The following is a 20,877-nucleotide window of genomic DNA, read 5'->3' as shown; positions in this document are numbered from 1 at the left end:
CTTACATCACAAGCTGCAATCCGGTAATTTCGGGACATACCTTTATTCCTTAAAAAAAGTGAAAAAGAGTGCTTGAATAACTATATACATAGCAAAGGTACATGTTTTTTTTGCCGACTGGATGCCGGTCTGTTTCGTGTACCTTTTTTACGTTTAGCGAGAAAAAAGAGAATAGAACGATGAAATAGAATAAAAAAAAAGGGGGGCTGTCGCACGAAGCCAAAATGGCTTAATGCGACAGCCCCTTTTTTATTCGCTCTTAGTGGAACGGAGAAATAGATTTTTCAGGACCTCGTGGGGGTCCTTTTTTTCTTTTATGATGGCGTGGACGGCTGCCGTAATGGGCAGTTCTACGCTGTATTTTCCAGACAGGTCGAGGAGTGCCTCCGTCGTGCTGACGCCTTCGGCCAGTTTTTTGAAGGGCTTTCCTTCGATGAAGTCCTGGCCGAAGCGGCGGTTATTGCTGTGCAGGGAAAAGAGGGTCGCTTCGTAATCGCCGAGGTGGCTCAGGCCGTAGACGGTCATGGCCTGTCCGCCCATGGCGGCGACAAGGACCGATAGTTCGTGGGCGCCGCGGGCCATGAGGGCTCCTTTCAGGCTGGTCAGATGAGCGCCGTCGAGCATACCGGCAGCGATGCCCATGACGTTCTTGGCGGCCGCACCGATTTCGATGCCCAACAGGTCCTGGCCGTAGTAGAAACGGATGAGGGGACTCGTGAAGGTATCGACTAAGAAGTGGGTCAGGTCTTCGTCAGCCGAGGCGATTACCATGCAGTTCGGCATACCTCTGATGAAATCCTGGACGTGGCCGGGTCCGACCCAGACGGCCGTGCGTACGGACGGTCCCAGTTCTTCTGCCATGACCGTCGTCAATCGCTTGCCACTTCCTTCTTCCAGACCCTTCATGGCCAGGACGAAGGGCAGGGACGGGGCGAAGCCGGCTTCTTTCAGCTGATGCGTGAAGCTGCGCAGCTGCTGGGCGCTGATGGAGATGATGCAGATATCGGCTGCTGCCAGAGCTGCCGTCAGGTCCGAAGTCAGGCTCACAGAATCGGGCAGGTGCAGGTATTCATTCTGGCGGGTGTCCATAAGTTCCTGTAAGTGCTGGGAACCGGGACGGCCCCATAAGGTGACGTCATGGCCGATGTGGTCGGCGTACCAGGCGTGGAAACTGCCCCAGCGGCCGCAGCCTAAGACGGTGATCTTCATGGAATGCCTCCTTTTATCTTACAGCTTGGCAATGACGGCGTCGCGGTATTCTTCCGTCGTGGCGCTGCCGCCTAGGTCCGGTGTAAGGTGCTGCTTTTCAGCCAGGACTTCGTCGACGGCTTTGCGGATCTTGGCGGCAATGGCCGTTTCGCCGATGTATTCCAGGAGCATGCAGGCTGACCACAAGAGGGCTGTCGGGTTGGCGATGTGTTTGCCGGCGATATCCGGGGCACTGCCGTGGACGGCTTCGAACATGGCGTAGTCGTCGCCGACATTCATGGAAGGCATCAGGCCCAGGCCGCCGATGAGGCCGCTGGTCAGGTCGGACAGGATGTCGCCGTAGAGGTTGGGCGTGACGATGATGTCGAACTGTTCCGGCCGCATGACCATCTGCATGCACGTGTTGTCGACGATTTTGTCGTCACTTTCGATCTGCGGGTAGTCCTTGGCGATGGTGTGGAAAATATCGAGGAACAAGCCGTCGCTCATCTTGAGGATGTTGGCTTTGTGGACGCAGGTGACTTTTTTGCGGCCATGGGCTACGGCGTAGTCGAAAGCGGCCCGGATGATGCGTTCACTGGCCTTGCGGGTGATGAGCTTAATGGCGTGGACCGTATCTTCATTCATCTTGTATTCGACGCCGATGTACAAATCTTCTGTGTTTTCCCGGAAAGTAACGATATCGACGTTGGGGAAAGGCGTCTTGACGGCCGTATTCGATTTGGCCGGACGGATATTGGCATAGAGGTCGTATTTGTTGCGCAACGTGACGTTGAGGGACCGGAAGCCCTTGCCGATAGGCGTAGTGATCGGCGATTTCAGCAGGAGATGGGTCTTTTCAAAAGAAGCGAATGCGTCGTCAGAGATGAGGGCGCCGTGGCGTTCATATTCGGCAGCGCCGACGTTGAAAATTTCATAGGAAAGGGGCGCTTTGGCAGCGTCGAGAATCTGCAGGACAGCGTCGGTGATTTCCGGGCCGATGCCATCGCCTTTGAATACAGTGATTGTCTTCATGATCTATCTGTCCTTTCTGGGAATATAGTCCATCAAATCGCCGACATACTTGGCTGCCGGACGGACGATGCGGTTGTCGTACAGTTTGTGTTCGATGTTGTGGGCCAGCCAGCCGACCATACGGCTGATGACGAAGAGCGGCGTGTAGAGGTCGCGCGGGATGCCCAGCATGTTGTAGGCGAAGCCGCTGTAATAATCGACGTTGCTGCACATGTTGACACCCTTTTCTTCTTTCAAGGTCTTCATGGCCAGCTTTTCAAAGCGGTTGTAGAAGCGGAAGACGTCGGTCATGCCCTTTTCCTTGGCCAGGATACCGCAGTAGTGGCGCATGATTTCAGCGCGCGGATCCGACAGGGTGTAGACGGCGTGGCCGAAACCATAGACCAGGCCGTCTTGACAGCCTTTGAATTTCTTGTTGAGAATCTGGTGGATGACGTCGACGATCTGTTCATCCGTAGCCTTGATGCCGATGGCGTCGATGACATGTTCCATCATCAGGGATACGCGGATATTGGCACCGCCGTGGCGCGGGCCCTTGAGGGCGCCGACGGAGCTGGCCATGCTGGAATAGATGTCCGTATCCGTCGACGAGACGACGATATTGGTGAACGTCGAGTTCGTGCCGCCGCCGTGGTCGGCATGGAGGAATAAGAGCAGGTCCAGGAGCTGGGCTTCCTTGGGCGTGAATTTGCTGTCCGGCCGCAGCATGGACAGGATATTCTCTGCCGTCGAATAGTCCTTGCGGGGATAGTGGATGACCAGGCTCTTGCGGTTATAATAATGGACCTTGGACATATAGGCATAGACGGCGATGGACGGCAGCTTGCTCATGATATTCAGGCCCTTGCGCAGGGTCTGGTAGACGTCGGTATTGTCCGGATCGGGGTCGTAATTATAGAGCGTCAGCAGGGCGTGCTGCAATTTGTTCATCAGGTTCTTGCCGGGCAGACGCAGGAGGTTCATTTCCAGAAAATCATCGGGCAGATCGTAGCCGTTTTGTAAGACCTTGCAGAAGGCATTCAGTTCATCTTCTGTCGGCAAGTAGCCGAAGAGGAGGAGAAAGCTGGCTTCTTCATATAAGTAACCTTGATAATTTTCGACTTTGGCCAGCTCGCGAATGTCGATGCCGCGATAGTACAAGACGCCGTCGCAATCGACTTTTTGGCCTTTTTCGTCACGCTGGTAGCCGACGACATCGGCAATGCGGGTCAGGCCGACGAGGACGCCAGTGTGGTCTTCATTGCGCAGGCCGCGCTTTACGCCGTACTTGGAGAACCATTCGCGGGGAATCTGTGTGTAGTTTTGTGACTTGCCGTAAAACTGGGCTAAGTAAATATTTTTGTCCAATGTGATTCCTCTCTTTCCTGCAAGTATGAATATGGGAGAATAACTTATAAAGCATCGGTTATACGCGAATATTCATAAATTTTATTTTGGGAATAATTTCTAGTATATTCCTGTAAAGTATAAGTTATTATAGCATAATTATGGATAAAGTAAAATAAAAATCGCGTAAAGTGTAAAACGTTTTAAGGGTAGCCACAGCCGTTTTAATTATGATATAATATTTATTGAAATGCTTAAAATTTTATATTGTGAAAATAGATTACAATATTTTCACAATGAGAAAAGCCATCGCCCAGGCTGGCGGTGACAAAGGAGGGCTTGGAATGATTCAGTTATATGATGGAGGCGCATATCTCGTCAACGGGACGGACATCGTGCCGGAACAGGATGCGGCCAAACTCAGACAGCTCACAGGCAGGACCGTTTCTAAGGAAGAAGGGCGGAAAGGGACCATCGCCTATTCTATCTTAAAAAATCATAATACGTCGGGTTCCATGGAACACTTGAAAATCAAGTTCGACGCCATGGCTTCCCATGACATTACCTTTGTCGGCATCATCCAGACGGCTAAGGCATCGGGAATGGAAAAATTCCCCCTTCCCTACGTGCTGACGAACTGTCATAATTCGCTCTGCGCCGTCGGCGGCACCATCAATGAAGACGACCACGTCTTCGGCTTGTCGGCAGCCAAGAAATACGGCGGCATCTTCGTACCGCCCCACGTCGCCGTCATCCATCAGTACATGCGTGAAAAGATGGCCGGCTGCGGCCGCATGATCATCGGCTCTGACAGTCATACCCGCTATGGTGCCTTAGGGACCATGGCCGTCGGTGAAGGCGGCGGCGAACTGGTCAAACAGCTCTTGTGCGATACTTATGATATCGCCTATCCCGGCGTCGTCGGCGTCTACCTGACGGGCAAGCCGAGTCCGGCCGTCGGCCCGCATGACATTGCCATCGCCATCGTCGGTGCCGTCTTCAAGAACGGCTACGTCAAGAACAAGGTCATGGAATTCGTCGGCCCCGGCGTCGCTTCCATGACGACGGACTACCGCAACAGCGTCGACGTCATGACGACGGAAACGACGTGCCTGTCGTCGGTATGGCGGACCGATGACGACACCAAGGCCTATTTGACCCAGCATGGCCGCGGCGATGCTTATAAAGAATTGAATCCCGCCGATGTGGCCTATTACGACGGCATGATCTACATCGACCTGAGCACCATCAAGCCGATGATTGCCATGCCCATGCATCCCAGCAACGCCTTTACCATTGATGAACTCAATGCCAACCTGGAAGATATCCTCCATGAAACGGAAGAAGCCATCAACGGCCGCATGAGCAACAAGGATTTGAAATACAGCCTGACCGATAAAATCAAAAACGGCAAGCTCCAGGTCCAGCAGGGCGTCATCGCCGGCTGTGCTGGCGGCAACTACGGCAACGTCATGGCCGCTGCCCATATACTCAAGCAGGCTTCCTGCGGCAACGGCAACTTCACCCTCGACGTCTATCCGTCGTCGCAGCCGGTCTATCTCGACCTGGTCCGCAAGGGCGCCGTGGCATCGCTCCTGGAAGCGGGCGCCATCTTCAAGACGGCTTTCTGCGGTCCCTGCTTCGGTGCCGGTGACACGCCGGCCAACAACGCCTTCAGCATCCGCCATACGACGCGTAACTTCCCGAACCGCGAAGGCTCGAAGCCGGGCAATGGCCAGTTCGCTTCGGTAGCCCTCATGGATGCCCGTTCCATCGCTGCGACAGCAGCTAACGGCGGCGTCCTGACGTCGGCCGAAGGCTATATGGACGACTACGTCGAAACGCCCTATGATTACGACGGCCAGCCCTACGCTACCCGCGTCTATCAGGGCTTCGGCCAGGCCGATGAAGGCGCTTCCCTGGTCTATGGTCCGAACATCAAGGATTGGCCGGATATGGAACCTTTGGCCGATTCGGTTTTGCTCAAGGTCTGCTCGAAGATCATGGACCCGGTCACGACGACAGACGAACTCATCCCGTCTGGCGAAACATCGTCGTACCGCTCCAATCCCCTGGGCCTGGCTGAATTCACCTTGTCCCGCCGCGATCCGGAATACGTAGGCCGGGCCAAAGCCGTAGACAAAGTCGAACGGGCCCGCCTGGCCGGCGACTGCCCGGCTGGCGTCGACCCGGCCCTGAAAGATGTCTTTGCCGTCCTGCGCGCTCACTTTGGCGACGTTTCCATGAAAGACGTGGAAATCGGCAGCATGATCTACTGCATCAAGCCCGGCGACGGCTCGGCCCGCGAACAGGCTGCCAGCTGCCAGCGCGTCCTCGGCGGCCTGGCCAATATCTGCCAGGAATACGCGACCAAACGCTATCGTTCCAACGTCATCAACTGGGGCATGCTGCCTTTCCAGATGGAAGGCCAACCGGACTTTGAAATCGGCGATTACATCTATGTACCGGACGTCAAAAAAGCCCTCGACGGCGACATGAAAGCCATCAAGGCCTATGTCGTCGGCAAGGACCTGCGTGAATTGTCGCTGTACATCGCGCCCATGACGGACGATGAAAAGAAAATCGTCAAAGCCGGCTGCCTCATCAATTACAACCGGAACCGCTGATTATTCGTCGAAAGTATCGGGGAAGGCGCGGATGCCTTCTTTCGGTGACGTGTGATAGTGGTTTTTCCAGGCCCTGTAGAATGTCGAATACGTCGTGAATCCGCAGTCATAGCAGATTTCCGTCAAAGCCCGCCCCTCCTGCATGAGGTGGCGGGCTTTTTGCAGCCGTTTCGTCGTAATGTAGCTGGCGGCGGTCATGCCCGTTTCGGCCTTGAAGAGGTGCATCAAGTAGTCCGGGCTCATGAAAAAGGCGGCGGCCAGGCTGGGAATGGACAGGTCGCCGCTCAGGTTGGCTTCGATGTAAGCTAGGAGGCGGCGTATCTTCTCGTTCTGATGGCCTTTCTGGACGATGCGGAGCTTGTCTTTCTGCAGGGCCCGGGTCAGGTGGATCATGAACTCCGTGAACAGCGTTTCCTGTAAGAGCGGGCTTTCCGGTCCCATGTCCGACCAGGCCCGGCGCAGGCGGCACGATACATTGTACAAGTTGTCCGCTTCCTGGGGCTGGCGCAGGACGGGAGCCTTGGGCGCCGTGAATATCTGGCCGGCCGGGCAGCCGCGGCGTTCATAGCCCTGCAGATAAGCCGGGGAAATATAAGCGATGATGCGTTCGTAGACATCATCGCCATAGATGATAGGGCGGTGGATGCGGCCGGCCGGGATGACGACGATGTCGAAAGGCTGCAAGTCATAGGCCGTCCCTTCGACGTCATACGATACGTGACCCCGGAAAAAGAGGGTAATCTTGTCGAAGTCGTGGTAATGATAGGGGCAGGTCCACTGCCGCTTATCCGATAGATGGAAGAGTTTTAATTTTTCCGCTAAATAACCCGTCTTTTGCGCCATACCTTTGTCACCTCACACCTTATCTTATAGCAGGATTTGCAATATAAAGAGCATTATCTACATATATTTGCCACTTTCCGCTATTGTATAATAACAACTGTAAGGATTCAAGTAAGCAATGATAGTAGTATAGATATTTTTTCACGGAGGGTTTAACTATGAAATTCGTAAAAATGCACGGCTTAGGCAATGACTTCGTCTTTTTGGAAGATAAAAACGGCGCGGACAAGGATTTTTCCAAGCTGGCCGTCAAGATGTGCGCTCCCCATACAGGCATCGGCGCCGATGGCATCATCGTCATCGTACCGAGCGATAAGGCCGACGTCCGCATGCGCATCATCAATGCCGATGGCAGTGAAGCGGAAATGTGTGGTAACGGCATCCGCTGCTTTGCCAAATACGTTTACGACAACGGCATCATCGACAAGAAAGAATTCGCCGTTGAAACCCTGGCAGGCATCATGAAGCCGAAAGTTACGGTCGGCGACGACGGCAAGGTCAGCCTGGTCACCATCAACATGGGCAAGCCCTTCACGGACCGCGCCCAGATCCCCATGGAAGGCCCGTCCGGCCCGGTCATCGATGAACCCATCGAAATCGACGGCAAGACCTATAACATCACCAGCCTGCTCATGGGCGTCCCCCATACCATGACCTATGTCAAAGACGTCGACGCCGTCGATCTCCACGAATTAGGCCCGAAATTTGAAACCTATAAGGCTTTCCCGCGCAAGACCAACATGAACTTCGTCCAGGTCATCGACGACCACACCATCAAAGTCCACACGTGGGAACGCGGTGCCGGCGCCACCCTGGCCTGCGGTACCGGCTCCTGCGCCTGCGCCGTCGGCTCCTTCCTGAACGGCTTCACCGGCCGCAGCGTCGACGTCCAGCTCTACCTGGGCACGCTGCACATCGAATACAACGAACAAGACGGCAACGTCTACATGACCGGCCCGGCAGCCGTCACCTTCACTGGCGAATGGCTGGAAGCGTAGGGGCGCCCACGTGGGGCGCCCGCCCGGAATGATGGCGATAATGTCATACATGCATTCGCAGGTCGCCGGTCGCCGCCCGTAGGGGCTCGCACGTGGAGAATCATCCCGATTCCATGACGGGTCGCCCACGTGGCGACCCCTACACTGTAAAATACGAATGACTAACCACTAAAAAGGGCTTGTCGCTGTGCGACAAGCTCTTTTTCACAGACAGGAGTATCATATGGAAATGTTTTCTATTCGCAAAGGGGCCTTTGTCGACAGGCCGAACCGCTTCATCGCCCATGTTTCTCTCGATGGCGATGTCGTGACTTGTCATATGCCCAATCCTGGGCGCATGTGGGAACTGCTCTTTCCCGGCGTGACGGTCTATGTCCGGCCGGCAGCCAATCCCAAGCGCCGGACGGCTTACGATGTCGTCGGTATCGAGCGCGATGGCGTGCCTATCCTGCTCGATACGCAGTACAATAATGATACGGCAGCCTGGCTGATCCAGGAACACCTCATCCCCGGCTGGGAAGACTGGGACCTCGTCCGCCGGGAAATCACCGTCGGCGACAGCCGTTTCGACCTGCTCCTGGGCCGGGGCGAAGAGCGCTTTTTCGTCGAAGTCAAATCGTGTACCCTCTTCAGCCGCGACGGCGCCATGTTTCCCGATGCCGTCACCGAACGGGGCCGCAAACATATCTTGGAATTAGATGCCATGAGCCTCCAGGGCATCCACACGGGCGTCTTGTTCCTGGTCCACTGGGACCGGGCCCGCTGGTTCCTGCCGGACTACCATACGGATCCGGCCTTTGCCCAGGCCTTTTATGAAGCGGCGCCGCACTTGGACTGGAAGGCCCTGGCCCTGCACTGGGATGGCTCGTTTTCAAGGCCCGGCGTAGCCGGCGTCCTGACCTATCCCCAGGCCATCCTGGAACGGGAAAACCATGACAGCGGTGATTATTTATTCATCCTTCACCTGGCAGAAGCGAAGGATATCGCCATCGGCTCGAAAGGGGAGTTCCCTTTTCCTGCCGGCTATTACGTCTATACCGGGTCGGCCCGGAAGAACCTGGCTGCCCGCCTGGCCCGTCACAGCCGCAAGCGCAAGAAGATGCACTGGCACATCGACTACCTGCGTCAGGAAGCCGACGTCGTCGCCGCCCTGCCCGTCCGGACGGCGGATGACCTGGAGCACGACCTGGCCCGGGCCGTCGATGCCGTGGCAGACTGGCATATCGAGGGCTTTGGCTGTACCGATTGCGACTGCCCGTCCCATCTCTTCGGGTTTGCCGAAAATCCCATCCATTACCGGCCTTTCATCCAGGTCGTCGAAGACTTCCGCATGAACCGCCTGGCCTCGTTGATGACCGATACAGGCGCTTTCGTGAAAAAAGACTAGTCAGGCCCTTTTTTTATGCTATAATGGGGTAAATCGAGATTTGCTAGGGGGAGATAAAGACATGGAACGCTCACAAGCATTGGCTTTATTGCAGAAATATAATCAGGAGCCTTTTCACATCATGCATGCCCTGACCGTCGAAGGCGTCATGCGCTGGTATGCCCAGGAACTGGGCTATGGCGACGACGTCGATTCCTGGGGACTCGTCGGCCTGCTCCACGATGTGGATTTTGAAAAATATCCGGACCAGCACTGTAAAAAGGCACCGGAATTACTGGCTGACATCGACGCCGACGATGCCTTTATCCATGCCGTCGTCTGCCATGGCTATGGCATCTGTGTCGATGTCGCACCGGAGTACTTGATGGAAAAAGTCCTCTATGCTGCCGACGAATTGACCGGGCTCATCTGGGCGGCTGCCAAAATGCGTCCGTCTAAGAGCACAAAAGACATGGAAGTGAAGAGTCTCAAGAAGAAATTCAAAGACAAGCGCTTCGCTGCCGGCTGTTCACGGGACGTCATCAAGCAGGGGGCAGAAACCCTGGGATGGGACCTGAACGACCTCTTTGAAAAGACGATTTTAGCCATGCGCTCCTGTGAAGACGGCGTCCGCAAGGAATGTCTGGAACTGACAGGCGTAGAAGAATAATTAGGAGGAAAACCACTATGAAATTACGTAAAATGATGATGACCACCGTAGCCGCAGCTATGCTGACCCTCAGCGCTGCCGGCGCTTCTTTCGCATCGGGCCTGGGCACGATCAATGCCGGTGCCCTCTTGCAGCAGCATCCGCAGTACGCGAAGACCATGGCTACCTGGCAGTCCGATGTCAAATCGGCTCAGCAGGATTTCCAGAAAGAATTGAAAAAGACCAGCGATAAAAACGCGCAGCAGGCACTGGTACAGAAATACAATACGAAACTGAACCAGCAGCGCATTGCCCTGTTCTCGCCCTTGGAAAAGGATATCCTCGCTAAGACCCAGGCCGTCCAGAAAGAAAAAGGCCTGGACTACGTCGTCCTCTCGGGCTCCGTCGTCATCGGTCAGGCCCAGGACATCACCAAAGACGTCGCTGCTAAATTGAAATAGTACCTAGTTTTTTAATTTTTAACCATCCGCTAGCCACTAACCACTCAAAAGGGACTTGTCGCATGTGCGGCAAGTCCTTTTGCATTCATGGAATTTCCAAAACGGGCAAAAAGCGCAAAGGTTGTCTTAGGGCGTTGTCTTTTATTCTCATTGGTTCTCACGTATGATGAAGATACGAAATGAGTCATTCGGAAACCAAAAGAAAAGGAGAACACGTACATGGATATTATTGCAATCGTCCTAAGTTTATTTTTACTCGTAACATTTGCTTATCGCGGATTCTCGGTTATCCTCTTCGCACCGATTTTCGCCCTCTTTGCCGCCAGCTTTTCGGGGCTGCCGATTTTACCGGGGTATACGGAACTGTTCATGGCTAAGGCCGTTACCTACATTAAGTCCTTCTTCCCGGTCTTCCTCCTCGGTGCCGTCTTCGGCAAGGTCATGGAAGAAACGGGCATGGCCCGCAGTATTGCCATGGAAACCATCAAGCTCATCGGGAAAGATAAGGCTGTCTTCGCCGTCGTCTTCGCCTGCATGATCCTCTGTTATGGTGGTATTTCTATGTTCGTCTGTGCTTTCGCCGTCTATCCCTTCGCTGCTGCACTGTTCCGCGAAGCCGATATTCCTAAACGCCTGATTCCGGCCTGCTTCGTCGCCGGCGTCTTCACGGCTACCATGGACTGCTATCCTGGTTCGCCGCAGATCCAGAACATCATCCCGACGATTTATCTGGGAACTACGACTTTTGCCGCTCCTATCTTAGGCTTGATTTGCGGTACCTTGCTGATTGTCCTCTGCTTCATTTATCTTGAATTCCGCCGCAAACAGATGGCCCGTTCCGGCGAAGGCTATGGCAACCATACCCTCAATGAAACGGTCATCGATCCGGAAGCTTCTCTTCCGCCCTGGCAGTTGTCCATCATCCCGCTCATCGTCGTCCTGGTCTTGAACTTCTACTTCTCTATGATTTTCCAGTGGGATGATGCCTTACTGGAACCGTTCCGCGCCATGAATGTGCCTCTCCTGGCCAAAGGCGTCCACAACGTCGTCGCTATCTGGGCCCTGGTCCTCGGCCTCTTGGCGGCTATTATCATCGCCGCTGCAACGGGCCGCAAGTTCATGTCCAAGAACACCAGCGTCAAAGCCGCTCTCAATGCCGGCGCTTTAGGTTCTCTGCTGGCTATCATGAACACGGCATCGGAAGTTGGCTACGGCAACGTCATTTCGTCCTTGCCGGGCTTCCTGGAAGTCGCTGATGCCCTCCTCGGTATCGGTCAGGGCATGCCGCTGTTCAACGTCGCCTTGATGGTCAACATCCTGGCTGGTATCACCGGTTCCGCTTCCGGTGGTCTGAGTATCGCCCTCGATATCTTTGGCCAGCACTTCCTGGCTGAAACGGCTGCCGTCGGCATCCCGGCTGAAGTCGTCCACCGTATCGCGGCCATGGCTTCCGGCGGTATGGACAGCCTGCCCCATAACGGCGCTGTCATCACGACCCTGGCTATCTGCGGCCTGACTCATCGCGAAGCCTATAAGGATATGTTCGCCATTACCCTCTTGAAAGTAGTCGTCGCCTTCTTCGGCGTATTCTTCTACATGTTAACTGGTATTGTATAATTTTAAAGGTCTTGTCGTTGACGACAAGACCTTTAAGCTGTTAGTGGTTAGGGATTAGTATCCGGGCTACTAATCACTAGCCACTAACCACTAATCACTCAAAAGAGGCTGTCGCACGTGCGACAGCCTCTTTTTCATTTCCCTTCTTTCAAATCATCGGCACAGACTTTGCCGATACGGGTGAGCAGGTTCAACACTTCTTCCCGCTCTTGGGGTGTGAATTCTTTGAAGACCATGTCATTCAGTTCTTCGATGCGTTTCTGGACCGGTTCTTTGATGGCCATGCCGGCAGCTGTCGGTTTGACGCGGATGCTGCGGCGGTTGTTGGGGTCGAGGATGCGGTCGATGAGGCCGCGTTTCTGCATGCGGTCGAGGACGCCGGAAATGGTGGAGTTTTCGACGCGCAGGATGTTGGCGATTTCCTTCGGCGTCAGTGTTTCATGTTTCCAGAGACAGGCTAAGACGCCGTACTGGCCGGGCGTGATGCCGAATTCCGACAAGTTCTCGGAGAAAATCAAAAAGACTTCGTGTTGTGAAATGGTTAGCAAAAAATTGATGCATCTCGTGTAATCCACAGGATATCTGCCTTCCTTCTAAAAATATTTCGTATTACCAATTACTATATATTTTATCATATTTTCGTATATATATCTATTGCCTTTTTAGAAAATGCAAGAAAAAGCGGCGGCATGTGGTAATTCCCTGGCAAGTGCCGTATAATGGATACGAAAACAGAAAAGGAAGGAACACCATGAAACGCAAGCAGATCTTTGGCTTTGATTATACCAACAACGAGTACATGAAGATCTTCATGTATCTCCTCGTCGGCGGCTCAGCGGCTTTATTGGAATGGACGCTCTTTTATATTTTCTTCAGGCTGTTGTCAGCCAGTGCTGTCTTTTCCATGCAGACCCAGACTGTCCTGGCGGCGACGACCCTGGCCTTTGCCACGTCGACGCTGTATCACTACATTCTCTGCAACCGCTTCGTCTTCGACAGCGGCAGCCGCTATCATCGCGGGACGGAAGTGTCCCTGGTCTTCCTGGTCAGTGCCATTGGCCTGGGCTGGAATCTCCTGCTCATGTGGCTGTTCACATCGCCGGCTATTTTAGGCCTGAATCCGATGGTGTCGAAAATCATGGCCAGCGCCATCGTCACCGTTTGGAATTATGTATCGCGTAAAAAATGGATATTTAAATAAGGGGGTGTCTCTATGGCACGAGCAGCGCGGATTATGGAAATTTTACAGGATATGATTCATATTGACAGTGAAACGAACACGCCCAAGGAAAGGCAGATGGAAGGCTATCTGCAGCAGTTTTTCTCTCACCTCGACGGCGTCGTCAGTGGCCTCATCCATGTGCCCGACGATAACTGCCAGCGGTCTGTCGTCTACGGCCTCGTCCGCGGCAGTACGGCCCATACGGTCATTTTCATGAATCATCACGATGTCGTCGATGTCGAGTCCTATGGCTATCTGCGGGACCAGGCTTTTGACCCGCAAGGGCTCTACAAGGCGCTGGAACGGGCGCCACTCAGTGAGGAAGTGCGCCGTGACTGGGAAAGCGGCGAATGGCTCTTTGGCCGCGGTGCCTGTGACATGAAAGGCGGTGCGGCCGCGCAACTAGCCGTCTTTGAGGACTATGCCTTCCAGCCGGGACAGGCCAGCCTGATCTACTTATCCCTGCCCGATGAAGAAACGTATTCGGCCGGCATGCGGACGGCCATTACCTTGCTCAATGAACTGCGTTCTTCTTATGATTTGACCTATGACATCCTCATCGACAGCGAACCGAACCATAAGGAGCAGGGCAAGCTCGTCGCCTATACCGGTTCGGTCGGCAAGATACAGCCTGTCGTCCTGGTCCAGGGCAAGCCCGTCCACATCGGCTGCTATGATAAGGGTATCAATCCTGTGGGCATCCTGGCCCATCTCATCGCGGCGACGGAAGGCAGTCCGGACCTGACCGACTGCTGTGATGGCGAACAGACGCCGCCGCCGGCCTGGGTTTATCTGCGGGACCGCAAGGAACGCTATGACGTGACCCTGCCTCAGCGGGTGGCAGCGGCCCTGAACCTGCTGACTTACGACAAGACGCCCGATGACGTCATGTACGTCCTGCTGGAAGAAACACGGCGGGCTGTCCACGACCTTCAGCAGACCATGGGCAGTGATTTGCCCGTTTCCGTCTGCAGTGCCGATGAGCTTTTGCAGCAGGCTTCGGCTTATCCCGGTTTCGATGTCTTCTATGAAGCGGCCAAACAGGCTTCTTTCGTCGCCTTGCAGGAAGGCAGCAGTACTTATGTCGAAGAGACGATACATCTCTTGGAGCAGATCCTCGATTTCACAGGCATGACGGCGCCCATGGCCGTCGTCGCCTTTGCGCCGCCCTATTATCCGGCGGCTGATAGCCTGTCGTTCCCGACACCGGCCTTTACGGGCCTGTTAGAAAAAATCCCGACCCTGATGGATGTCCGCTTCGACCGCTATTTCAACGGCGTTTCTGATTGCAGCTACTGCTGCGTCGACCCCGATTTCGATGAAAGTATGGTCGAAAAGAACCTGCTCCTCTGGGGCAAGGCCTATCCCTTCGACTTGGACAGTCTGAAAAAATTACAGATTCCCTTCCTCCTCCTGGGACCGTGGGGCAAGGACCTGCACGAACGGACGGAACGCGTTCATATTGAAAGTGTATCGCAGAAATTGCCGCGTATCCTCGACACCATCATTTCTTACGTCGGCCGGGAATAATCATAAAAAGTATGGGGATGGCCGCGAGATGACTAAAAATCATGAAATAGTGTGACGCACTTGTGACAAAGATATGGTATACTAAAACATAATAATGTCATAGGTGGCACTATTAAATATCAATAGGAAGCTGGGATTTATGATGAAAAAGAAATCTTTAGTACTGGCTGCAGTCATGGCAGCCTGCGCTACTTCCTTTGCTTTCGCTACGCCGCAGACGCAGTGGAATCAGGGACAGTGGCAGCTCGATTTAGGCGCTTGGAACCCGAAAGCTTCGGTTGACTCCAGCAACTGGACCAAAGAAGATTGGAAAGGTGGCCAGGAAGACACTGACTCCAAATGGGACTTCCAGGGCGGCCTCGGCTACGGCCTTTCCGACAAATGGGCTTTGCAGTACAACTACTACGGCTTGAAGACCAAGAGCGACAACAACAAGTCTTACAAGACCGATGGTGATGAACACGAAGTAAACCTCGTTTACTCCATCAACAAGAACTTCGCTGCCTTCGCTGGCTGGAACCGCATTAAGAACGACCTCGGCGGTAACGCTAACGACACCAACAACGTCGCTCAGATCGGCTTGATCGCCAAAGCTCCGCTGGCTAAGAACCTCGACTTCTACGCTAAAGGCGCTGTCGGCACGGAAAAGACGACCATGTGGGAAGCTGGCCTCGGCTACAGCATCACACCGGACCTCGACATCAGCGCTGGCTATCGTTACTTGAACACCAAATTGGCTGATGGCGGCGATTCGACCTTTGACAACAAAGACGACGCTAACATCTCCTACAAAGGCTTCATCGCTGGCCTCTCCTATCGCTTCGGCGGCCACAAAGAAGCTCCGGCTCCGAAACCGGTTTACACGCCGGAACCGACTCCGGCACCGGTCGTTGAAACTCCGGTCCAGAAGAACGACTACTACGTTGAAAGCGTTCACTTCGGCTTCGATGAAGACCAGCCGCTTCCTTCCGAACGCGCTAAGATGGACCACTTCGTCCAGGTTGCTAAAGCAAACCCGAACGATACGTTCAAACTCGTCGGCAACACCGATGCTAAAGGCAGCGATGCTTACAACGATGACCTCTCGAAACGCCGCGTAGACAACGTTGCAGCCTATGCTGAAAGCCAGGGCATCCCGGCAACACAGATGCAGCTCGACTACAAAGGCAAGACGGATCCCGTCAGCACCAACGACACCGACCAGGGTCGTGCTGACAACCGCCGCGTAGATATCTGGCAGAATCACTAAGTTTAGTGGCTCGTAAAAAGGACTATCGCATGAAGATTTTGGACTATCATGCGTAGTCCTTTTTTCGTTTAGTTTGTAGTAAATAGTTTGTAGTTTATAGCAAAAAGGTTTAAATTTTTAGCCATTTACTGAAAACTACAAACTACAAACTGCAAACTTAATAGAAAAAAATCTTGCCAAACTTCGTTTTTCACGATATAATAATGTAGCTAACTTAATAAAAGTACTGGTGCGTGGTAATCCGCCGGGGCTTGTGCAATGGGAACCTATGAACCTTGTCAGGTCCGAGAGGAAGCAGCAATAAGTAGACATTTCCATGTGCCACGAGGAAACCTGGCGGGTTATCATACACGAGTACTTTTCAGTTGGTAAAAGCAGCGGTTAGCTGCTTTTTTTCGTATACGGAAGGAAAAGGACTCATGGCATATATTGCGTTATACCGTAAGTGGAGGCCCAGGAATTTTGAAGATGTCGTCGGCCAGTCCCACATTACGGAAACCCTGCAAAAAGCGATAGATACGGACAAAGTAGCCCATGCTTACTTGTTCTCCGGCCCCCGCGGGACGGGTAAGACGAGCACGGCTAAAATTTTTGCCCGGGCCATGAACTGTGTCCACGGGCCGACGTCCCACCCGTGCAACGAATGTGAAGTCTGCCGCCACATCATGAGCGGCGAATCCCTGGATGTCGTCGAAATCGACGCCGCTTCCAACCGCAGCATCGAGGACATCCGGACCCTGCGGGAAACGATTAAATTCATGCCTGCCGAAGGGCATAAGAAAATTTATATCATCGATGAAGTGCACATGCTGACGACCGAAGCTTTCAACGCCCTGCTGAAGACCCTGGAAGAACCGCCGGCCCATGTCATCTTCATCCTGGCGACGACCGAACCGGAACGGATTCCCATGACCATCCTGTCGCGGTGTCAGCGCTATGAGTTCCGGCGCATTACCAGCGACGATATTGCCAAGCGCCTGCTATACGTGGCCGGTCAGGAACAGATCGACCTGACCAAGGGCGCGGCTCATATCCTGGCCGTCCAGGCCGACGGCGGCATGCGCGATGCCCTGAGTATGCTCGACCAATGCGTCAGCAACACGAGCGGCACTATCGACGAAGGCGTCGTCCGCGATTTACTCGGCCTCATCGGCAAAGACTGGCTGTTTTCCCTGGCCCAGGCTATTTTCGATGGGAAAGGCGATGTCATCATCAAGGCTGTCGATGACGTCATCCACATGGGCAAGGAGCCGCGGGTCATCCTGACGGAATTGCTGGCCCATCTGCGGGCTGTCATGCTCTGTCAGGCTGCGCCTTCGTCGGATACCCTTTCAGCCTATGATGACTGCCTCGATGAACTTCGCAGGCAGTCCGGCGAATGGACGGCAGATAGTGTTTTTCAGGTCCTGGCGATTTTGCAGCAGGCCTTATTGACGGCCAAGACGTCGCCGGTTCCGCGCATTGCCGTGGAAATGGGCCTGCTCATGGCAGCGCGGCAGCTGACCCAGCCGCCTGTCATCAGTATATCGGCTGTGGCTCCCCAGGCTTCGGGGAGAAAAGCCAAGACGGCGGCTGCCACAAAGCCGGACGTCATCCCCGTACCGGAAGAAGAAGATTACAGCGGGGCTTATGGTCCGGAAGAAGCGGTCCCCTTCCCGGAAGATGAGTTTACCTCTCACGAACCGGCTCCGGCCGTCCGTCCGGCCGCTCGGGAAGCGGCAGCGCCAGTCCCTCAGCCGGTGCGCACCGTTGAGCCCGCAGTTCCAGCCCCGGCGGCACCTGTCGTAAAGGCCGCGGCTCCGGCCGACAACAAGGCGCCGGCAACGCCGCCTGTTCAGGCAGCACGGCCCCCCGTCGAGTCGGCAGCCTACCAGGACGTCTGGAAAAAGATGTGTGCCATTCTCGACAAGGAAAAGAAGAAAGCCGTCTTGTCCTGTATCCGCAATGGCCGCGTCGTTTACATCGGCGAAGGCCAGGTCATAGTCGCCTTTAAGACGGCCTTCATGGTGAAACGGGCCAATCGGGAAGATTACTTCAAATTCACCGATGCCGCTTTATCTCAGATACTGGGCGGCACGTACCACATGCAGGGCTTTTTGGAAGGCGATGCGGAACTTTCGGGATACGAAAAAAAAAAGAGTGAATTGCCCCCCGTAAAGGCCGTAGAAAAAGCTCCAGTACAAACCGAAGATATTCCAGCTCCTGCGCCGGCTCAGGAAGCCAGCGGGCCAGGCGATGAAACGGCGTGGCAGCCGGCTTCGTTAGACGATATGGATGAAGCGGAAAGAGCCGCCCTGGAACCATTGCTTAAAAACGTAGGAGACTGTAATATATATATAGAAAATAAAAAATAAGTTTACACGAAAATTAGGAGGAAACGCACATGTTTGGTGGAAATATGCAAGGTATGATGAAGAAAGTACAGAAAATGCAGAAGGAAATGAAGAAACTCCAGGATGATTTGAAGAAACGCACCGTCGAAGCTACCGTCGGCGGCGGCGTCCTGACTATCGTCATGAATGGTGAAAAGAATGTCGAAAGCGTCCACATCGACCCGAGCATCATCGACCCGGAAGATGCAGAAATGCTGGAAGACCTCATGGTCGCAGCCGTCAATGAAGCCAACAAGAAAGTCGACGACATGATGGCTCAGGAAATGAGCAAAATCACGGGCGGGATGCACCTGCCGGGCATGTTTTAATGGATACGCCATTAGATAAGCTGACCGAGCAGTTCCGCCGCCTTCCCGGCATCGGCGTCAAGACGGCCCGCAAGCTGGCCTATTATATCGTTCAGCAGCCCAACAGCCGTGTCGATGAATTTGTCGATGCCATCCGCGATGCCAAGCAGAATATGCATTTTTGCTCGGTCTGCTTCAACTTGTCGTCTCAGGACCCCTGCCCGATTTGCAGTGATATCAGCCGCGACCGTTCGACCATCTGCGTCGTCGAAACGCCGCAGGATGTCCAGGCCATTGAACGCAGCGGCGATTATCATGGGCTGTACCACGTCCTGCACGGTGCCTTGTCGCCATTGGATGGCGTCAATGTCGAAGACCTGCGCATCCGCGAGCTCCTGCAGCGCCTGGGCAATACAACGGTCAAGGAAGTCATCCTGGCGACGGATCCCGACGTGGAAGGCGAAGCGACGGCGTTATATCTGGCCCGCCTCATCAAGACGGCCGGCATCCGCGTAACCCGCATTGCCCGCGGCCTTCCTATGGGCGGCGACATTGAGTATGCTGATGAAGCAACCCTGGCTGGTGCCGTTGCCAATCGGCAGGAAATGTGAGGGTATTATGGAATATCTATGGATAGCCGCAGGCGTTTTCGTCCTGTTCTTAGTGCATAAGCTCATCCTGGCGCCTATGCGCCATTTAGTGTTCAACGTCGTCGTCGGGCTCATCGTCCTGTACGGCGTCAATCACTTTGGCTATCTTTTTGGTTTCCAGCACGTCCCGATTACGGTTGGTACAGGCCTCATCATCGGCCTGTTCGGCCTGCCAGGGGTCATACTGGTTACCTTGTATTACACGTTTTTTTAACCTACGCGAAGAGGGGATATCGTGAAATTAAAGAAATGGGCCGTCCTGGCCTGTACGGCTGCCTTGGCTGTATCAGTCCTTTCGGGCTGCGGCAACAGCGTGTCTACCAAAACTGAAACGGTTTCCAAGTCGGACCACCCTGTGGCCCTGACCCTGGATGCCAACATTACGGCCTTACATATGACCAATATCGTGCCGAAGTTATCGGGGAAACTCGTATCGACACCGCTGGCCGTAGGCCAGGAAGTCAAAGCCGGTGAAGTCGTCGTCCAAGTCGATTCGGCACCGTATCAGCAGAGCGTCAATCAGGCCGAAGCGGAACTGGTAGCTGCTTCTTCGGCATCGACGCCGACGTACAAGACCGTTACCGTACCGGCTGCCAGCAGTGGCGGTGGTGGCGGTGGTGGTGGCGACAACAGCGGTCACCGTGCTGAATTGAAGGCCTGGTATAATATGGGGGCCTTATCGAAAGTTGAATACAACCAGATGATGGCTGATTCTGGCAGTTCTTCTGGATCTTCTCAAGGTGAAACGACGCAGACCGTCCAGGTCCAGGAAGCTCCGGCTGTGGACCACGAAAAGATTGCCCAGCTGCAGCAGGCCGTCCAGGCTGCCCGCGATATGATGGGGAATACGACGATTTATTCGCCTCTTGACGGCCGGGTCACGGCTGTAGCCGATAATCCGTCCGTTGCCGTTGCCGGCAATGTCCTGGCTACGATTCAGCAGATGTCTCCTTTGGTTGCTACCTTTGCCATTCCTGAAATGTACATCCAGGCCTTGCAGGACGCCAAAAAAGACGGCAGCCTGCAAGTATCCATCATCGCCGCTTCGGGCGAAACCGAGACGGGGGAACTGACCTATCTGGCAACGGAAAAAGATCCGTCCACTGGCTCTTATATGGCCAAGGTTACATTCAATAACGCCAAGAGCCTGTTTGTTCCCGGTGAATTCTATCACGTCCGCATTGCCACGCCGAAAGAAGTCTCCCAGATTACCGTCCCCAAGACAGCAGTCCGCACGAAGGACAGCGGTGACTTCGTTTACATCGTCAATGACAGCGGCCTGGCTGATGCCCGTTCTGTCCTGACTGGCGATGAAGAAGACGGCCGCGTCGTCATCCTAGATGGTCTCGACGAGGGGGATATCGTCGTCGCTGACCCGCCGGATTCGCTGGAAATCGGCATGAAAGTTAAATCGTAATTCCAAGGAAGGGTGAGAG

The 20,877-nt window shown here is 54.3% G+C and carries 19 protein-coding genes and 1 other RNA gene; 15 read left to right on the top strand and 5 right to left on the bottom strand.

Annotated elements, in window-relative coordinates:
* Window positions 1-249 precede the first annotated feature (249 nt).
* The 3 genes from ACFCTO_RS10565 to ACFCTO_RS10555 are packed head-to-tail and all read right to left on the bottom strand — an operon-like array spanning window position 250 to window position 3,570.
* Entirely contained in the window at window positions 250-1,209 is a 960-nt protein-coding gene (locus ACFCTO_RS10565) for an NAD(P)H-dependent glycerol-3-phosphate dehydrogenase (protein ID WP_302485420.1), read from the bottom strand.
* Window positions 1,210-1,227: 18 nt separating this feature from the next.
* The gene (locus tag ACFCTO_RS10560; protein WP_499876852.1) at window positions 1,228-2,223 is read right to left on the bottom strand and encodes an isocitrate/isopropylmalate dehydrogenase family protein; all 996 of its coding nucleotides are present in this window, start codon (window positions 2,221-2,223) and stop codon (window positions 1,228-1,230) included.
* A gap of 3 nt (window positions 2,224-2,226) precedes the next feature.
* The gene (locus tag ACFCTO_RS10555) at window positions 2,227-3,570 is read right to left on the bottom strand and encodes a citrate synthase (RefSeq protein ID WP_499876851.1); all 1,344 of its coding nucleotides are present in this window, start codon (window positions 3,568-3,570) and stop codon (window positions 2,227-2,229) included.
* Between the two features lie 323 nt (window positions 3,571-3,893).
* On the opposite strand from ACFCTO_RS10555, the gene ACFCTO_RS10550 reads away from it, so the two are divergent.
* Window positions 3,894-6,176 (top strand): hydratase, encoded by a 2,283-nt coding sequence (locus ACFCTO_RS10550; protein ID WP_292299968.1) that lies wholly within the window; start codon window positions 3,894-3,896, stop codon window positions 6,174-6,176.
* On the opposite strand, the gene ACFCTO_RS10545 is transcribed toward ACFCTO_RS10550, so the two are convergent.
* Window positions 6,177-7,019 (bottom strand): AraC family transcriptional regulator, encoded by an 843-nt coding sequence (locus ACFCTO_RS10545; protein WP_292299967.1) that lies wholly within the window; start codon window positions 7,017-7,019, stop codon window positions 6,177-6,179.
* 158 nt (window positions 7,020-7,177) lie between these two features.
* On the opposite strand from ACFCTO_RS10545, the gene dapF reads away from it, so the two are divergent.
* From dapF to ACFCTO_RS10520, 5 genes are all read left to right on the top strand, one after another.
* Window positions 7,178-8,017, top strand: coding sequence for a diaminopimelate epimerase (gene dapF / locus ACFCTO_RS10540; protein WP_292299966.1), 840 nt, complete (start codon window positions 7,178-7,180; stop codon window positions 8,015-8,017).
* Window positions 8,018-8,240: 223 nt separating this feature from the next.
* Window positions 8,241-9,404, top strand: coding sequence for a DNA/RNA nuclease SfsA (gene sfsA, locus ACFCTO_RS10535; RefSeq protein ID WP_499876850.1), 1,164 nt, complete (start codon window positions 8,241-8,243; stop codon window positions 9,402-9,404).
* A gap of 61 nt (window positions 9,405-9,465) precedes the next feature.
* Complete coding sequence (locus ACFCTO_RS10530; protein WP_292299963.1) at window positions 9,466-10,053, top strand: hydrolase; 588 nt, start codon at window positions 9,466-9,468, stop codon at window positions 10,051-10,053.
* Window positions 10,054-10,070: 17 nt separating this feature from the next.
* The gene (locus ACFCTO_RS10525; RefSeq protein ID WP_292299962.1) at window positions 10,071-10,493 is read left to right on the top strand and encodes an OmpH family outer membrane protein; all 423 of its coding nucleotides are present in this window, start codon (window positions 10,071-10,073) and stop codon (window positions 10,491-10,493) included.
* A gap of 219 nt (window positions 10,494-10,712) precedes the next feature.
* Window positions 10,713-12,110 (top strand): GntP family permease, encoded by a 1,398-nt coding sequence (locus tag ACFCTO_RS10520; RefSeq protein ID WP_292261931.1) that lies wholly within the window; start codon window positions 10,713-10,715, stop codon window positions 12,108-12,110.
* A 134-nt stretch (window positions 12,111-12,244) separates the two neighbouring features.
* On the opposite strand, the gene ACFCTO_RS10515 is transcribed toward ACFCTO_RS10520, so the two are convergent.
* Window positions 12,245-12,685, bottom strand: a complete 441-nt coding sequence (locus tag ACFCTO_RS10515; RefSeq protein WP_036200818.1) for a MarR family winged helix-turn-helix transcriptional regulator — start codon at window positions 12,683-12,685, stop codon at window positions 12,245-12,247.
* 176 nt (window positions 12,686-12,861) lie between these two features.
* Here ACFCTO_RS10515 and ACFCTO_RS10510 point away from each other — a divergent pair, with 176 nt between their 5' ends.
* The 9 genes from ACFCTO_RS10510 (at window position 12,862) to ACFCTO_RS10470 (ending at window position 20,858) form a co-directional block, all read left to right on the top strand.
* Window positions 12,862-13,311: a GtrA family protein gene (locus ACFCTO_RS10510; RefSeq protein WP_020309822.1), complete on the top strand. Its 450-nt coding sequence runs from the start codon at window positions 12,862-12,864 to the stop codon at window positions 13,309-13,311.
* Between the two features lie 12 nt (window positions 13,312-13,323).
* Entirely contained in the window at window positions 13,324-14,862 is a 1,539-nt protein-coding gene (locus tag ACFCTO_RS10505) for a M20/M25/M40 family metallo-hydrolase (RefSeq protein WP_499876849.1), read from the top strand.
* 139 nt (window positions 14,863-15,001) lie between these two features.
* Window positions 15,002-16,111 (top strand): OmpA family protein, encoded by a 1,110-nt coding sequence (locus ACFCTO_RS10500; protein WP_499876848.1) that lies wholly within the window; start codon window positions 15,002-15,004, stop codon window positions 16,109-16,111.
* Between the two features lie 171 nt (window positions 16,112-16,282).
* An RNA gene (ffs, locus tag ACFCTO_RS10495) (signal recognition particle sRNA large type) lies at window positions 16,283-16,485 on the top strand.
* A gap of 45 nt (window positions 16,486-16,530) precedes the next feature.
* Window positions 16,531-18,465 carry a DNA polymerase III subunit gamma/tau gene (dnaX, locus tag ACFCTO_RS10490; protein ID WP_499876847.1) on the top strand — a complete coding sequence of 645 codons (1,935 nt, stop codon included), beginning with the start codon at window positions 16,531-16,533 and terminating at the stop codon, window positions 18,463-18,465.
* A 29-nt stretch (window positions 18,466-18,494) separates the two neighbouring features.
* On the top strand, window positions 18,495-18,812 hold the full coding sequence (locus tag ACFCTO_RS10485) for a YbaB/EbfC family nucleoid-associated protein (RefSeq protein ID WP_020311196.1): 318 nt from the start codon (window positions 18,495-18,497) through the stop codon (window positions 18,810-18,812).
* Window positions 18,812-19,402 carry a recombination mediator RecR gene (recR, locus tag ACFCTO_RS10480; RefSeq protein ID WP_020311195.1) on the top strand — a complete coding sequence of 197 codons (591 nt, stop codon included), beginning with the start codon at window positions 18,812-18,814 and terminating at the stop codon, window positions 19,400-19,402. Before ACFCTO_RS10485 ends, recR begins: the two co-directional genes overlap by 1 nt.
* 7 nt (window positions 19,403-19,409) lie before the next feature.
* A complete protein-coding gene (locus tag ACFCTO_RS10475; protein ID WP_499876846.1) occupies window positions 19,410-19,655 on the top strand; it encodes a pro-sigmaK processing inhibitor BofA family protein in 246 nt (81 codons plus the stop codon).
* A gap of 21 nt (window positions 19,656-19,676) precedes the next feature.
* The gene (locus ACFCTO_RS10470) at window positions 19,677-20,858 is read left to right on the top strand and encodes an efflux RND transporter periplasmic adaptor subunit (RefSeq protein ID WP_499876845.1); all 1,182 of its coding nucleotides are present in this window, start codon (window positions 19,677-19,679) and stop codon (window positions 20,856-20,858) included.
* Window positions 20,859-20,877 lie beyond the last annotated feature (19 nt).

Source organism: Megasphaera indica (assembly GCF_046614755.1).
GTDB classification, from domain to species: Bacteria; Bacillota; Negativicutes; order Veillonellales; family Megasphaeraceae; genus Megasphaera; species Megasphaera intestinihominis.
Note: the sequence above shows the minus strand (reverse complement) of the source record. Positions and strands in the feature narration are given on the sequence as shown.